Origin of the sequence: Pseudoalteromonas sp. SG43-1, assembly GCF_014164415.1 — a bacterium.
GTDB classification, from domain to species: domain Bacteria; phylum Pseudomonadota; class Gammaproteobacteria; order Enterobacterales; family Alteromonadaceae; genus Pseudoalteromonas; species Pseudoalteromonas distincta.
In genome coordinates this window covers 116,892-133,040 of sequence record NZ_JACJFD010000005.1, presented here as the reverse complement: position 1 = coordinate 133,040, position 16,149 = coordinate 116,892, and the positions used below count along the sequence as shown (strand labels likewise).

Here is a 16,149-nt window from a genome sequence, read left to right as displayed (position 1 = left end):
CTTATTGTTGACCTAACATAAAATCACTTGTTGCTTGGTACGCGCTGTCGTTTCTATCGTAAACCTTTGCACCATCAACAAACACTTGTTCAGCTTTAGCATAGACACTAAATGGGCTTTGATTCCAAATAACAACATCGCCCTGCTTACCCGCTTCTAGTGAACCTGTTTTGTCATCAATACCTAGCGATTTAGCAGCGTTAGACGTGATCCATTTAATAGCGTGTTGCTCAGAAATATCAAAACCATTTTCGTTAGCTCGGTACATCACCTTGCCCGCTTCTTGGTTTAAACGCTGAATAGTAGTATCTGAATCTGAGTGAACAACTGCACACGAGTTTTTAACCGCATCAACAATAGCTACGTTTTCTTGAACCATGTCGTAGGCTTCCATTTTAAAGCCCCACCAGTCTGGCCAAAGTGCAGCACACGAACCATTTTGCGCAAGTAAGTCAGCAATTTTATATGCTTCTACACCGTGATGAAAAGTACCTGCGTGGTAACCAAATTCTTTTGACAGGTCAATCATCATTGCCATTTCTTCAGCTTTATAACAATGATTATGAATACGTACTTCGCCTTCAAGCACACCGCGAAGCGTATCGTGTTTAATATCACGTACTGGCGCTTCTGGGTTTAAACCGGCTTCATAATCGGCATCGTATTTATCCCATGCACGTTTGTACTCAGCGGCTTCAGCCCATGCCATACGGTAACCAGCCATATTACCCATACGGGTTGAAGGCAATACACCTTGACGACCATAAACACGTTTAGGGTTTTCACCACACGCCATTTTTAAACCATACGGCGCCTCTGGAAATTTCATCCCTTGCATAGTGTGCGCTGGTACGTTTTTAAGCGTAACGCCGCGTCCACCAAATAAGTTAGCTGAGCCTGGTAAAATTTGTAGAGAAGTAATGCCGCCTTCGCGTGCACGATTAAAGCCTGGATCTTGTGGCCAAACAGAATGCTCAACCCACACTTCTGCAGTGTTAGGGCTGGTCATTTCGTTACCATCTTGATGCGACTCGACCGAAGGACTTGGGTATGCGCCTAAATGTGAATGTACGTCAATAATACCCGGTGTTACCCATTTTCCATGTGCATCAATTGTAATATCAGCAGTCGCTGTTAAGTCTTTACCGACTTGTTGTACTTTACCATCAACAAGTAATACATCAGCCTCATCTAAACGCTCACCAGTACCTGTCAGTACTGTTGCATTTGTAATAAGAGTGCTTGATGTAGAAAGTGGCTGATAAGTACTTGGGTAAGGATTTTTGTTAATTGTTATTTTATCGTCTTGTGGGCCGTTTTCTTGGCAGCCTACAAGTGCAGCAGCTAAGCCAACCGCTAATAAAGAAGGTGCAAATTTTTGCATGTTGTTTGGATCTCCTGTTTTTTTGCTACTTTAGCGAAACCTAAAGGATAAAGCCAAAAAAACAGGTGAAAACGCAGTTAATTAAGATGAATTTCTGTAATTATTTCTTTATATAATTGTTATATAGCTTTTCAAGCGCACCTTCGGTGGTAAGCGAGGGATCTTTACTAATAAAGTGCTTAACCGTACGCGTTACAAAATCAGAGTTTTGCTTATGTAGCTTTGAAAAATCTTTAATAAGTGTATTACCGTCTTTAGCCGCAGTAACTTTGTCATGACGATGACGATACTGGCTCAATGCTTTATTAAAATCGCCTTGGTAGTCTTCAACCAAAATTTTATAAAAGTCGCTTTTTTGAACATTTAAATCGTTAATGCAGTAATTTAACGCCTCTTTAAAGTCGGTAAATATCATGCCTTCTACATCAAACTCTTTTGTTTTTTCGCGCACTGCTACTTTGGCATCTTCTGTGGCATAGCTAAAACCCGTAAAGGCTAAACGCTCAGCGGCTTCTTTGCCTAATTTCATACCCGCTTGAATACTATGGGCAAACTCGTCGCTCATGTCGCCAAGTTCGCTTTCTTCCCACATGTTATAAACGCGCAGTGGTTTAGCATATTTATTTGAGAGCTTTTTTTTAAGTTTGGTAAAGCGCTCATCAATCGTCATCAGTCTTTCGTTATGTAAAAGTGCGTGGCACTCATAACACGCAGGGATTGAGATAAAGTCAGCCTCTTCACCTAAATCAACGATACTTTGTAGCATATGCAGTGGCGGACAATGATCGCGCTCTGTCGCTTCACAGCCACAATAAAAACACTGATTAAAATGCTGCTGATCGCACGCATATGCTTGCTGATAATAACTGGCTAACGTTTTGCTCACCGTTGCTCCTAAAAAAACACGACTAAATTATGGGGGCGATAATAACAGCCTGAAAAAATAAGTTATACCAATTGCATTAAATTAGTGCTCTATTATTTCACTAAGAAAATAGTGCAATAACAGGCACAAATAACAACGTGTAGTTATTCTATACAAATAATTTTTAACGCAGTAAGTACACTATTTAATGCAATAGAATGATTATGTTTTTTATTAGTCGCTAGATTTAAATAACGGCCGCTATTAAACCAAATAAACCACCAAACACACCGCCCCATACTACAAGCCAGCCTAGGTGCTCGCGGATCATGGTCTGAATAATCTCTTTAACCATTTTAGGAGTAAGCTCATCTAAGCGCTCATCAACTAGTTTAAGCACCGTTTTATGTAGGCTTTCTGCGCTATTACCTTGTGAAAGTGTTTGGCTTACTAATGCTTTAAAGTCGTCAGTTTGAGAAATCTCACTAAGCGACAATTGCATTTTTTCAATAAACTTTTCACGCATCGGCTCTATTGCCGCTGTACCGCCAAACATTCCTAGCATACTACCAAACTGAGACTGCTCTATTACCTCTAACAAATTGTCGAATGCAGGGTTTAAATCAACATTGCTAATTATTGGCTCAAAGTCGATATTGGGCTGCGCTTTATTGAGTAAATTATTAATTTTTTGCTCTGAAAAAAACTCCGTTAATATCAGGTTTCGTATAGCGACTTTAAAGCTTTCAAACTTAAGCGCTATAACACCAGAACCATATAAAAACGGGACTTTTTCGAATAACATATGAATAGCTAATAAATTAGTTACCGCGCCAGAAAGTGCAAATAAACCAACAGACAACACAATTGCTTGGTTAAACATAAAACCTACAACAACACATAAACCCGCTAGCAAATTGGTTATTAAACTTTTGTTCATTTTAACTCCACTACAGTAAGTGTAATTTTATTCAATATAGCCGTTAATTTTACAACGTTTAGATTGTTAAATTAATACCTTTTTGCCATAGTTTAAGTATCTGTTTAAAAGGCGAGCAATTGTTATGTGGAAAACAGTAAATGAGCACATCAGCCGAGCCATCAATTTTGACTTTAAGCACACCTACAAACGCCAATTACAAAGTACAAACACCGACAAACTATTTCATATTACCAATGGTACGCATAACTACCTCGTTAAAATAGCACTAAAAAGCGAGCTCGAGCGTTTAGAAAGTGAATTTATTGGCTTAAAGCTTTTGGCGCAAAATAGTAATTTTAAAGTACCTGAATGTATTACAACTGGTGCAAATATAGAGTTTTCGTTTATTGTTTTACAATGGCTCGTTTTAGATAAACAACCCCACGACACGTGGACTAATATGGGGCGTAACCTCGCTAAAATGCATCAAAAACATGACCAAGCTATGTTTGGTTTTGATGTAGATAATTATCTAGCCACAACCATACAGCCAAACCGCTGGCACAAAAAGTGGGATGTATTTTACGCCGAAGAGCGTATAGGGTGGCAATTACAACTACTCGCTGAAAAAGGCATTAACTTTATTGAGCCCGAACGCTTAATTAATACCGTAAAAGAGCAACTACATAGCCATCAAGTACAACCTTCATTACTGCATGGCGATTTTTGGCGTGGCAATATGGGATTTTTAAAAGCAGAACCAACAATATTTAACCCGGCTTGTTATTATGGTGATCGGGAAGTGGATATTGCAATGAGCGAACTATTTGCCCCACTGCCTAAAGACTTTTATAGCGCCTATAACGCGCACTACCCGCTTTCTCAAAATTACGAAAAACGTAAGTTAATATACCAGCTATACCCCATTTTAAATCATGCCAACATCTTTGCCGGTCACTATCTTACTGAAGCTAAACAACATATAGAAAAGCTGGTATTTGAAGGTATAAAATAAATGTCATAAGCTGCATTTGAGCACTATATTTAATGAGTAAGTAGACGTTCATCTGTAAGCGATTAAGTTGAACCTAACTTAATTATTTATAACTGGAGTGATTATGAAAGATTTTTTATCACAACGAATAACGTGCCCACACTGCGGACACCACATACATCTAGACTTAGACGCAAGCAGCGGCGATCAAGACTATATAGAAGATTGCACTGCCTGCTGTAACCCAATTCATTTAAATATGCATATAGACCATGCTAATAATAAATTGGAGCTACACGTAGACAGTGACGACGAACAAATATTTTAACTTAAGCCTGATGGCGTAAGTAGTTCTCTACCGTATTTACAATAGTGTAAGTTTGCTGATCAACTTCAATATTAAACTTGTCACCCACTTGCGCTGCACCAATGTTTGTAATGGCGAGCGTTTCCGGAATTAGGTGTATCCAAAAACCTTGTTCATCAACTTCGCCTACGGTTAAGCTTGCGCCATTTATAGCAACAAAGCCTTTATATAACACATACTTTTTCCACTCTTTTGGCAAGCTTAATTGTATTTTACAGTTATTCTCAAGTTTCACTATTTGAGAGATTTGTGACGTACAATGAATATGCCCAGACACTATATGCCCACCTAGCTCAGTACCAAACGTAACAGAGCGTTCGTAATTTACTAAACTACCTAGCTCAAGCAAGCCTAAATTAGTTAACTTTAGAGTTTCGTCAATCACATCAAAATGCACTTGCGCCACCACATCATGATTACTTAGCTCAACTTGCACAACCGTTAAACAACAGCCATTAATAGCAATACTTGCGCCTAAATCTAAATGCTTAACGTACTCATCGCTCACCGATACAACTAAGCGTAACACACCATCAGCTTGAGTTTTAGAGACCACTGTTGCTTGTGTTTGCACTATTCCTGTAAACATAAAATCACTTAAAATTATTACAAAGTGCTAGTTTAACGTATCAACTCATAAAATCATTCACTACTGTGATTTTTATTTGAAACGCAATAGATTACAATTGCCGCCTGTTTTATTTAATAGCTTTTTTTATGACCTTTTGCAATTGGGAAGCCAAGCGTTTACTTTCCCTAGCCTTACCTGTTTTTTTAGCACAAGTTACACTTATTTTAATGTCGGTAGTCGACACAATTATGGCCGGCCAAGTTAGCCCTACTGACTTAGCTGCACTTTCTATTGCAACAGGAATATGGAACCCATTATTACTTGCTCTGCAAGGTATTTTATTAGCGCTTACTGGTATTATTGCGCAGTTTTCGGGCAGTGATGACCGCAAAGGCATTAGCCACTATTTTCAACAAGCGCTTTATTTAACCGCTATTTTAAGCTTTACAGGTTTTGGTATTGCCCATTTAGCAGATGCCATTATTTTAAAGCTCGATACAACGCCTGCTATTGCAAACCTTGCCATTGACTACATCCATTTTGTGAAATGGGGTGTGTTTGGATTTTTAATTTTTACAGTATACAGAAACGTTACCGAGGGCATGGGGATGACCAAACCCGCCTTTTATATAAGCCTATTAGGTTTAGCCGTTAATATTCCAGTAAATTATATTTTCATAAATGGCTTATTTGGTTTTCCTGCTTATGGCGGCGCGGGCTGTGGTATTGCAACAGCCATTGTTTTATCTGTTATGGCAATAGCACAAGTCACTTACTGCCAAATGAGTAAAAAAGTAGATGCTAAAGGCCTGCTTTCATCATTCGAAAAACCTAATTTCACTACCATTGGTATTATTACTAAGTTAGGTATACCAATTTCACTCGCCACCTTTTTTGAAGTCACTTTATTTGCTTGTATACCGCTATTTATAGCGCATTTAGGTGCAGTAGCTATATCTGGACATCAAATAGCAGCCAGTGTAACTACATTGCTGTTTATGATGCCGCTGAGCCTATCAATCGCTATCAGCATCCGTATAGGTAACTTATACGGCCAAAAGAACATGACTCAATTAAAAGTTGCGGTTTCTACCAGCTATATTTTAGCCATTGCTGTGGCGTTATTTTTAGCGCTTATTACGTTCACCGGTCGTGATTTAATTAGCCAACTGTATACCGACAGCCCCGCTGTTATGGCATTGGCTTCATCAATTATGATTTTAGCGTGTATTTACCAATTACCTGATGCATTGCAAGTTGCAGCAAATGGCATACTTCGTGGGTTAAAATACACCACGCCTATATCGTATATAACGTTTATATCGTATTGGTTAATCGGCTTTTGTTTAGGTTACGTATTGGCAAGAACAGATATAATAGTGCCAGCTATGGGGCCACACGGTTTCTGGGCTGGGATAATAGTGGGACTTAGTGTCGCTGCTATTTTATTAATGCTAACGGTAAAAAAACGTTTAAAATATGAATTTTTTAAAATTGATGCACTCAATCAAAACTAATAAACTCAGCCTTAAAACATTACCAGCTGCAATGTTGGTAATGTGTTTTTTAACGCTTACTGGCTGCAGCAAACCACAAAGTAGTATAAACGCTACTTATATTGAACGCTTAAGTAGCACAGTTGATACAAGCACCACAGAGCCTGCGCCACTCAAGCAACTCCCCTTACTGCAGCCTACCCCAATAACACAAAGCGACCTAACACTAAGTATTGTTGAGCTTGCAGGCATTAGCCAATGTAAGCTAAACGTGCTTATAAGTGAGCACAATAACCAATTAGGAAAAACCGCCAGCGCTGCTGGGCAATTAAAATATCAAATAAACTTTATTAAAAGTGCGCAGGTTTGCTTGAACAGCCTTGATAAAAATAGTCCTAGTTACACAAAAATACTCGCAGCCAAAAACTACAAACAAATACACCTAATGCACTCTTTTAACGCCATGTTATTTAAAGAGCCAGAGCTTAATAAAACATGGCTGTTAACATCAAACGAGCTAAGTAACGATCCCGCTGGCTTCAGTGATACCTTGCAGGCGCTCAAACAACTTGTACTTATTAAGCAGCAAATAAACGCTAAAGAGTTTAGTGAAATTAATAGCGATTCTATTTTTAGTGCACTCGAGCAGCTTAATAAATTTCAATTTAACCAAGCACTCATTCAATCAGCCCGTAAACAGGTAGTGTTAAACAACAACGCCACACAGCTTGTAAAAACACTAAACTTTAATACCCTATGTCCAGAGGGTAAAAATAATAAAAACGCAAAAATCATAAGTAACGTATTTCAAAAATTTTATTTAAAAGATATTCAGCCCTACCAAGCGCAATTAACTGGTTATCTAGAGGCACTACAACCGCTTTATAATGAGCTTTGGTTTAACGAAAGTATCTCAAGTCCTCAAATTAATAACTTAGTCAAAACGGGCTCGACAAGTAACTTACTGAACTTACTAAAAAGCTCAGCTAAAAAACATGTGGTTTGGTGGCAAGGTTTTTATAAAACGTGCGAAATAAGTCCAATATGAATAAAAAAACGGCAAATAAACTCAAAAACAACAAACTTGCTTGATTCACCAACCGCCACGCTATATATTAGCCGCCGTTGTTAAGCAATTAACAGCTACTTAAATAAAGTAATACGACTGTAGCTCAGTTGGTTAGAGCACTACCTTGACATGGTAGGGGTCGGTGGTTCGAATCCACTCAGTCGTACCAACATTTAAGTAAAATAAATAAAAGTACATCTGAAGGAAAAAGCACTACCTACTCTTGATCACCCGGTCCAAGGGTCAGTGGTTCGAATCCACTCAGTCGTACCAACATTTAAAAAAGTATAATTGAAGGAAAAAGCACTACCTACTCTTGATCACCCGGTCCAAAGGTCAGTAGTTCTAATCCACTCAGTCGTACCAACATTTAAGTAAAACCTCAAAAATTGTACGACTGTAGCTCAGTTGGTTAGAGCACTACCTTGACATGGTAGGGGTCGGTGGTTCGAATCCACTCAGTCGTACCAACATTTAAAAAAGTATAATTGAAGGAAAAAGCACTACCTACTCTTGATCACCCGGTCCAAAGGTCAGCAGTTCGAATCCACTCAGTCGTACCAACATTTAAGTAAAATAAATAAATAAAAGTACATCTGAAGGAAAAAGCACTACCTACTCTTGACCACCCGGTCCAAGGGTCAGTAACTCGAATCCATTCAGTCGTACCAACATTAATAAACGTATAATTGAAGGAAAGAGCACTACCTAATCTTGACCACCGGTCCAAGGGGCAGTAACTCGAATCCACTCAGTCGTACCAATTAAACTATACATTTCAAACGGTTAAAAACCTAAATAATCTATCTATATAATTTTTACGCTGAATTTAAATTCTAAGTTTTTATTATTTTTTATTCAAAATTTAGAACTGACTAGAGCCAAATCCAAAAAACCGTCCTAAATATTATGCTTTTCATCGAGTTGTTCCCAAAACAATATCTGAACGCCTAAAGCTATTTTCAGCCATTTATTTTCAGTTAAAATAGACCACTTCTTAGCAAGTGTATAACTTTACAGTAGTTTAGATTGAGCAACAAAAAATTTAAACAATTACCTTTCAACAGTTTGAGGAAGAATCCCTATGTGGTATTACTTACCTTAAACTCATTTACTTGCTTAATGTTTTTATTTAGTTTTAACAATACCTCAATAAGTGTATCAAGCTCTTTTTGTGAAACCCCTTGTAATAACAATCTTTCTCGCTCTAAAGCTACATAGAGAATTTTATCATGTAACTTTTCACCTTTTTCCGTCAGCTTTGCTAATGATGAACGACCATCTTTAGCATTTTTTATAAAGCTAATATGGCCTAACGTTTGTAATTGTTTTAAAGCTCGACTAACAGCGGCTTTATCTAAACCAATGACCTGACAGATGCGATTTGCAGAAATATTTGATTCCACCTTGAGCATTGCTAATACACGCCACTCAATAACGCCTACATTAAAGTTTTTCCGATAGCATACAGATGCACCACTTGAGAGTTTATTAGAAAGAAAATTTACAAGCGCAGGTATATATCGTTCAAGATCTAGCTGCTTAGCACTAGGTTCTTTGGGTTTAGAAGGCATTGGTTTTTCCAATTTTCAGGGTATAAATAAATTTTACTAGGTAAATCTTGAGATTAAAACTATTTATGATCATTGCTTATTACGATCAAAGAGTTTTACATTCATAACGTTAACATTAAGTTAATCTCTACACTCAAATTATAGTTGACACCTCAACTATAATTCAACATTATAAACATAAAGTAACAAACATTAGGAACTTTATGTTTTCAGTAAACGTGCGCAGTAAAAAGGTTGAAACACCTAATATTGTCAGTTTTGAGCTAATACCTATAAATGGGCAAGCTTTACCTAAATTTGATGCGGGTAGCCACATTGATGTGGTACTTAATGATAAAATAACTCGTCAGTACTCACTTATCAGCCACCCTCAATCCGATGAGTTTTATAAAATAGCGGTATTAAAAGATGCCAATTCACGAGGAGGCTCAATTGCACTTCACTCTGATGTGCAAGTCGGTGATACATTATCAATTTCTGATCCTCGCAACCTCTTTGCACTCAATTCAACTCATAATAAAGCACTATTATTCGCAGGCGGTATAGGCATTACTCCGATAATCTCAATGGCAAGAGAGCTTGATATTAACGGCGTTGATTTTGAGCTTCATTATCATGCTAAATCCCCCGTAGAGGCTGCTTTTTATCAAGAATTGCTAGAGTGTTCATTTTCTGAAAAGGTATTTTTTCACTTTTCAACCCAGCCAAAAAAAGATGCCAAAGAACTTATTGGTGAATTTAAAACGAATACGCATTTATACACTTGTGGCCCAGCAGCTTATATGGAATATATTTTTGACAGTGCAAAATCAAATAACTGGAAAGACGAGTACTTACACAAAGAAAATTTTAAAGCTGAACCTAAAGCAGAAGGTACTGAAGATATTCCGTTTAAGCTCATTTTGAGCCGTTCAGGCTTAGAAATTGATGTTTCTGCAGAGCAAACCGCATTAGAAGCAATGGAAGATGCGGGTATTGAGTTAGACGTATCATGCGAAATGGGAATTTGCGGGACATGCGTTACCTCTGTGACATGCGGTATACCCGACCACAGAGATGAATTCTTTACTGCTGATGAAAAGGCAAAAAACGATAGATTCACACCCTGTTGTTCAAGAGCGTTAAGCGACTCTCTAACGCTAGATTTATAGAGAAAATTTTAACACTAGACTTTACACGAGACACTTATGACCACACATACACAAACTAATTCGGACACTAAAACCCCCTTTCCTCTTAACATGTGGTACTTAGCAGCACTAAGCAAAGAGTTAACCGACAAGCCACTAGCTCGCACTTTATTAAACACCCCTATAGTTTTATTTAGAGATGCACAAGGCCATGCTAGCGCACTTGAAGATCGTTGTTGCCATCGCCAACTGCCTTTATCGATGGGAACACTTGAAAAAGAAGGATTAAGATGCGGTTATCATGGTCTATTATTTAATGGCCAAGGCCAATGTCTTGAAGTACCAGGGCAAAAAAAAGTTCCAAGAAAAGCAAAAGTAACGCCTTTTACACTTAAAGAGCAAGATGATTTAATTTGGATTTGGTTTGGTTCAGAGCAAGGCTCAACCCCTGATCAAGACCCACCTCGCTATCTTTATCATTCTGACGAAAAATATGTTTACGATGGTGATGTATATCACTACCAAGCACCATTTCAACTCATACATGACAATTTACTTGATCTTAGCCACTTAGGTTACGTACACCTTAAAACGATTGGTGGTGACGCTAAAAAGCATATGCATGCACAAATGGATGTAGAAGCTATAGGTGATAAAGTGACCGTAAAACGTTACATGCCAAATTCAACCCCGCCACCAACATATACAGCTGCTTATCCATTTAAAGATAAAATAGATCGCTGGCAAGAAATTGAATTCTATCCATCACATTTAAGGATATGGACTGGCGGTATTGACGCAAACAGTGAATCGGTAACTAACCCTAACCGTGGCGGCTTTCATATGCGTGGCTTACATTGCATAACTCCAGAGACAGAAGAAACATGTCATTATTTTTGGACTATATCAACAAACCCAACAACTGATATTGAAAACGTAAAACAAAAAGTAGTAGAACAAACTCGTTACACGTTCAATGAAGACAAAGTGGTTATTGAAGCGCAACACAAATCAATGAAGCACTTTAAAGGGCAACCTATGATTGATATCCATGTTGATACCGGTGCAAATCACGCTAGGCGAATAATTAAGCGCTTATGTGAAGCTTAAAGGCTTGTTTTAATTATATTAACTCAAACTGAGGTATTACTTTTTCAATGGCCTACAAAGTAATACCTCATCATATTGGACCAAAAATACGCTAATTAAAAATTACGTAGATACTTAGTAGACCAGCTTGCTACCTCTGTTGCTATTGGCAATAATAAACACATTAAAAAACCCATGTTCTCAAACACCACCTTTTATTATTTTTATAGTCTATGCGTTTAAGGATCATATTTGTTTAAACTCCCTATTACTACCATCGCGCTTATAATTGTATGCAGCGGATCTATTATCGGACCTCTCGGCATGGCCGGCGTCAACATAGCTATTCCAAATCTTGCAGAGGATTTACAAGCAAGCGCTAAAATGATTGGTTGGATGCCGACCCTTTACCTACTTAGTAGCGTGATATTTATGCTGCCTTGCGGGAAAATAGCCGATAACTATGGTCGAAAACGAGTATATGCATTTGGTTTAGGCCTAAATGCACTAGCATCACTGATGTGTGCTATTGCGTCATCAATTGAATGGGTACTTTTTTGGCGTTTTGTACAAGGCGCTGCAGGTGCCATGATTTTTGGTATTGGTGTTGCAATTATTACTTCTATTACGCCAAATAATAAAAGAGGCATGGCACTGGGCACTTCTGCAGCGTGTGTGTATATAGGCTTAAGTGCAGCCCCTGCAATAGGCGGTTGGCTCACCGAAATATGGGGATGGCGGGCTGTATTTTACTCTCAAATTCCGCTTGTCCTTCTGCTACTACTTGCTATTAAACTTTTTTTACATGGTGAGTGGAAAAACGATAAAAAATCCTCGTTTGACTGGTGGGGTACTGCGCTTTTCTCACTCTTTGCAATATGTTTAGTATTAGGACTCAGTGATTTACCCACTATGACTGGATGGGGTTTAACATTACTTTCGGTAATAAGCTTAGGATTATTTATTATTCACCAAAGTAAAAGCAGGCGACCACTAATCAGAGTACAAATGTTCTTAGAAAGCAGAGTATTTAGCTTATCGCTGTCTACATCGTTTTTAATGTACGCCAGTAATTTTTCATTGGCTTTTTTGTTAAGCTTATATCTGCAATATATTAAAGGGTTAAGTCCTTCTCATGCTGGCCAAATCGTGTTACTGCAAGCGGTTTCTATGGCCATTATGGCACCATTGTCTGGTAAACTTTCAGATAAATTACAGCCACGCATAATAGCTACATTTGGCTGTATAATTGTTATGGTCAGCTTTTTTTTACTATCACTGTTATCTATGGACTCAAGTATCACATACATAAGTGGCTCACTGTTATTGTTAGGTATTGGCTTTGGCTTATTCTCAACACCTAACAATAATGCAATTATGGGTGCTGTAGATAAGAATGAGTTAGGCGTAGCCTCTTCTTCCATGAATTTATCACGAACAATTGGTAATTTATTTGGAATGAGCTTGGTAAATTTAATTGTGCATTATTACTTAGGGGACAGCACGTTTTCAGCGCAACATAGTCATGCTTTAATGAGTACAATTTCACTCGCGTTTAACGTGTCTTTAGGCTTTGTAATTCTAGCAAGCTGTATCTCGGCATTTCGTGGGAAAGCCTAAATTATGCGTTGCTGATACGGGTTACACGTATAAAAGTAATTATAAATCGTTTTATACGTGTAAGTGTATTTATAAATCGAGTGTTATGGACCCTGTTTTTGCTCTTGAACAACACGGCATAATCAACTTGCCTTGTGCTTTTTCTTTGTCTGTTAAAAAAACATCGCGATGTTCCGGATTGCCTTCCACTACACCAGTTTGGCAAGTGCCACAAACTCCTGATTCACACGCAACTGGTATAAATATCCCATTAACCTCTAGCACTTGAGAGATAGACTGCCCTTCGCCTACAGTAAACTGTTTACCTGAGCTAGCAATTTTTATAGTGAATGACGTGTCTTCTGAAATATTTTCAGCAACCACTGGTGCGGCGAAGTACTCTCGATGCAATCTCTCCTCAGACCAACCCAGCAAACGAGCATGATTTAATACATATGTTATAAACTCAGCAGGGCCACATATATACAAGTCAGTATCATGAATATGCTCACTTAGCACCTGTTCTACATCCATACGACCCGATTGCAATTCTTGGCTAAAGTGAAACGCTATTTTATCGCTAAACGACCCTAATTTTAATGCTTCAACAAATGCTGCAGTTTCAGAAGATTTAGCGCAATAGTGAAATGCGAAAGGTGTCCCTAAACTATGTAATGTTTGAGCCATCGTTAATAATGGCGTAACCCCTATTCCACCTGCAATCAGTAATGTATTTTTCTTTGGATTCAGCAATGAAAAGTGATTTTTAGGTTCACTTACTTCGACTCTATCGCCTATTTGTAGGCTATGTACCTCTGCTGATCCACCACGAGATTGAGGATCTTTTAATACTGCAATTTCGTAGTAACGTGGGTCGCACTGTAACCGACATAGAGAATATTGACGAAGCAAACCATTTGGTAGCTTTATATCAATATGTGCACCTGCCTCAAATGGTGGCAAATCCTCATTGTCAGCGCATCCAAGTACGAGCCTAACAACCGCCTTTGCTTCAACGACCACATTTTTAACAATAACTGAAATCATCCTAATTCCCTTTGTTAAAATGTTACTGATTGGAGCGGTAGCTCGTCTGTAGATATATTTTTCGCATTTATTTCTTTATCAATTAAACGCTCAATGATACGTCGCGACTGAACACCACCTGCATCTATATCAAGCTTTAAAAGATCAAATTGCGGGAAATTCTTCAGATTTTGCTGCTGACGCTCTAATACCTCTAAATCTTCTTGGAAAATACTGCCTTGCCCTTCTCTAATTTTATCAGTTAATGTAGCGTCTTGGGCATTAAAGTTACGTGCCATCCCCCAAAAGTACCACATCGTATTTTCAGTCTCAGGAGTAATAAAATCAACCACTGTACTGCTCGCTTTTTTATTTTTTGGTGCATCAAAACCACCATAACCAGCATGTGCTACACCCACATCAATCATTACATGTGATGGCGGCATAAAGCGACAAATTTGCCAACGGTCTACTAGTGTATCCGATGCAAGCCCATTACCCTCCAGAGCAGTTCGCCAAAATGGCGGTGCCATAATATTTTCCATATAACGGCGACAAAAAACTTTATCGCCTTCTACTTCAGTTTGCACCGGAGACTCATCAATTTCTTTTTGGCCTATACTACTAGCATGAACGTACGTTTCATGTGTTAAGTCCATTAGATTATCGATCATTAAACGATAGTCGCATTTTATATGATACAACCCCCCCCCATAGGCCCAAGTATCATCTTCAGCCCAAGGTAAGTGTGGGATAAGATCTGTATTTGCAGCATCTTTATCACCAGGCCAAACCCAGATAAAACCAAAGCGCTCCTCAACTGCAAATGACTTCATACACGGAAATTTCTGCACACGTTGCAGCGGCATTTCTTTTGTTTTACCGTCCTCACCCATTTTTAGACCATGATAGCCGCATACAAGCAAGCCGTCCTCAACATATCCTAAAGATAAAGCTGCGCCACGGTGTGGACAAAAATCTAGCACCGCAGCTACTTTTCCATCCGTCTGACGATAAAAAGCAATACTTTGATCACACACTTTTCGGCCGAGTGGTTTATTGTGATTGATTTCATCACTCATTGCCGCCACATACCATGTATTTTTAATAAAGGTCTGCTTAGCCATACCTTGATCTCCTGTTGTGTTTTTGTTGTCATTGGATCCAATATAAACTAATAATCCAGATAAATAAAACAAACATGCGTAAATTGGATCCATATAATTTTATTTTTTGCACTTTTAGTCACGCTTTAGTTGTAAATTCACACTATTTCAATGACTATATGCAGTGTAGATTCTTAATTGGATCCAGTTTAAAAAGTAATTAAGGTAATTTTTTATGACTAAGTCAGGCCAAAATGCAGTAACCACATTGCGACAAATGATTTTAACTGGAGCACTAAAAACCGGAGAAAGGCTAGTTGAAATTGCCACTTCTGAACGTCTAGGTGTTTCAAGAACGCCTGTAAGAATTGCATTTAGAACACTTGAACAAGAAGGTTTGTTGACCAAACTTCCTAGGCGTGGCTACGAAGTTCGCTCAGTCTCACCAATTGAAATTGAAGGCGCTATTGAAGTAAGAGGAGTATTAGAAGGCCTAGCTGCTCGACAAGCTGCTGAAAACGGCCTTAATGAAGAACAAAAAAATGAAATGCAATCCCTGCTTACTTGTGGTGATTTATTATTTGAAGGGGCCGAGCTAACTGAAGATGACTTAGCAACCTACCATGATATGAACCGCCGTTTTCATCTACTAATTATTGAAGCGTCGGGTAACTTGGCTATCCAGGCTGCACTATCTAAAAATGAGCACCTACCATTTGCATCGGTAAGCGCGCTTGCCATCGACAAAAATAATATGCAAAAAGAGTTTAAACGCTTTGCATTTGCCCATCAGCAACATCACCACGTATTTCATGCAATGCTTTCTCGCCAAGGTGCTCGTGCAGAAGGAATTATGCGTGAGCATGCACAAGCAACACTCGGTTACGATCGAAACTATCACCGAACAGAGCTTAAGAACATACTCACTGTTATTTCGCACGCAAATAAATAACCTGC

15 protein-coding genes and 2 tRNA genes are annotated in these 16,149 nt (G+C 38.4%); 10 read left to right on the top strand and 7 right to left on the bottom strand.

Annotated features, from left to right (window positions below; genetic code table 11):
• Position 1 precedes the first annotated feature (1 nt).
• The 3 genes from H5159_RS06295 to H5159_RS06285 all read right to left on the bottom strand — a co-directional run bounded on the left by H5159_RS06295 (position 2) and on the right by H5159_RS06285 (position 3,189).
• Entirely contained in the window at positions 2-1,384 is a 1,383-nt protein-coding gene (locus tag H5159_RS06295; protein ID WP_154903009.1) for an amidohydrolase, read from the bottom strand.
• A 100-nt stretch (positions 1,385-1,484) separates the two neighbouring features.
• Entirely contained in the window at positions 1,485-2,270 is a 786-nt protein-coding gene (locus H5159_RS06290) for a hypothetical protein (RefSeq protein WP_002962505.1), read from the bottom strand.
• A gap of 226 nt (positions 2,271-2,496) precedes the next feature.
• Complete coding sequence (locus H5159_RS06285) at positions 2,497-3,189, bottom strand: hypothetical protein (RefSeq protein WP_024603971.1); 693 nt, start codon at positions 3,187-3,189, stop codon at positions 2,497-2,499.
• 124 nt (positions 3,190-3,313) lie between these two features.
• Here H5159_RS06285 and H5159_RS06280 point away from each other — a divergent pair, with 124 nt between their 5' ends.
• Positions 3,314-4,186, top strand: coding sequence for a fructosamine kinase family protein (locus H5159_RS06280; RefSeq protein WP_182734016.1), 873 nt, complete (start codon positions 3,314-3,316; stop codon positions 4,184-4,186).
• Positions 4,187-4,289: 103 nt separating this feature from the next.
• Entirely contained in the window at positions 4,290-4,493 is a 204-nt protein-coding gene (locus tag H5159_RS06275) for a CPXCG motif-containing cysteine-rich protein (RefSeq protein WP_002962509.1), read from the top strand.
• Position 4,494: 1 nt separating this feature from the next.
• Here the strand turns inward: H5159_RS06275 and H5159_RS06270 are convergent, their stop codons facing one another.
• Complete coding sequence (locus tag H5159_RS06270; RefSeq protein WP_182673399.1) at positions 4,495-5,121, bottom strand: riboflavin synthase subunit alpha; 627 nt, start codon at positions 5,119-5,121, stop codon at positions 4,495-4,497.
• A 128-nt stretch (positions 5,122-5,249) separates the two neighbouring features.
• Between H5159_RS06270 and H5159_RS06265 the strand changes: the two genes are divergently transcribed.
• The 4 genes from H5159_RS06265 to H5159_RS06250 all read left to right on the top strand — a co-directional run bounded on the left by H5159_RS06265 (position 5,250) and on the right by H5159_RS06250 (position 8,138).
• Positions 5,250-6,620, top strand: coding sequence for an MATE family efflux transporter (locus tag H5159_RS06265; protein WP_182780003.1), 1,371 nt, complete (start codon positions 5,250-5,252; stop codon positions 6,618-6,620).
• On the top strand, positions 6,583-7,647 hold the full coding sequence (locus H5159_RS06260; protein WP_259399095.1) for a DUF3080 domain-containing protein: 1,065 nt from the start codon (positions 6,583-6,585) through the stop codon (positions 7,645-7,647). The genes H5159_RS06265 and H5159_RS06260 overlap by 38 nt, the downstream gene beginning before the upstream one ends.
• Positions 7,648-7,760: 113 nt before the next feature.
• Positions 7,761-7,837: transfer RNA gene (locus H5159_RS06255), tRNA-Val, on the top strand.
• A gap of 224 nt (positions 7,838-8,061) precedes the next feature.
• Positions 8,062-8,138 (top strand) — tRNA-Val (locus H5159_RS06250).
• Positions 8,139-8,750: 612 nt separating this feature from the next.
• Here H5159_RS06250 and H5159_RS06245 read toward each other — a convergent pair.
• Entirely contained in the window at positions 8,751-9,254 is a 504-nt protein-coding gene (locus H5159_RS06245) for a MarR family winged helix-turn-helix transcriptional regulator (protein ID WP_220486909.1), read from the bottom strand.
• A 191-nt stretch (positions 9,255-9,445) separates the two neighbouring features.
• On the opposite strand from H5159_RS06245, the gene H5159_RS06240 reads away from it, so the two are divergent.
• From H5159_RS06240 to H5159_RS06230, 3 genes are all read left to right on the top strand, one after another.
• Complete coding sequence (locus tag H5159_RS06240) at positions 9,446-10,393, top strand: PDR/VanB family oxidoreductase (RefSeq protein ID WP_182769751.1); 948 nt, start codon at positions 9,446-9,448, stop codon at positions 10,391-10,393.
• 36 nt (positions 10,394-10,429) lie between these two features.
• A complete protein-coding gene (locus H5159_RS06235) occupies positions 10,430-11,482 on the top strand; it encodes an aromatic ring-hydroxylating dioxygenase subunit alpha (RefSeq protein ID WP_182780001.1) in 1,053 nt (350 codons plus the stop codon).
• A gap of 246 nt (positions 11,483-11,728) precedes the next feature.
• Positions 11,729-13,081 (top strand): MFS transporter, encoded by a 1,353-nt coding sequence (locus H5159_RS06230; protein ID WP_371541811.1) that lies wholly within the window; start codon positions 11,729-11,731, stop codon positions 13,079-13,081.
• A 69-nt stretch (positions 13,082-13,150) separates the two neighbouring features.
• Here the strand turns inward: H5159_RS06230 and H5159_RS06225 are convergent, their stop codons facing one another.
• Together H5159_RS06225 and H5159_RS06220 are read right to left on the bottom strand one after the other, a co-directional pair.
• Entirely contained in the window at positions 13,151-14,107 is a 957-nt protein-coding gene (locus tag H5159_RS06225) for a PDR/VanB family oxidoreductase (RefSeq protein ID WP_182695749.1), read from the bottom strand.
• A 14-nt stretch (positions 14,108-14,121) separates the two neighbouring features.
• Positions 14,122-15,213: an aromatic ring-hydroxylating dioxygenase subunit alpha gene (locus H5159_RS06220; RefSeq protein WP_182779999.1), complete on the bottom strand. Its 1,092-nt coding sequence runs from the start codon at positions 15,211-15,213 to the stop codon at positions 14,122-14,124.
• 214 nt (positions 15,214-15,427) lie between these two features.
• Between H5159_RS06220 and H5159_RS06215 the strand changes: the two genes are divergently transcribed.
• Positions 15,428-16,144, top strand: a complete 717-nt coding sequence (locus H5159_RS06215) for a GntR family transcriptional regulator (RefSeq protein WP_182724896.1) — start codon at positions 15,428-15,430, stop codon at positions 16,142-16,144.
• The last annotated feature ends 5 nt before the right edge of the window (positions 16,145-16,149 follow it).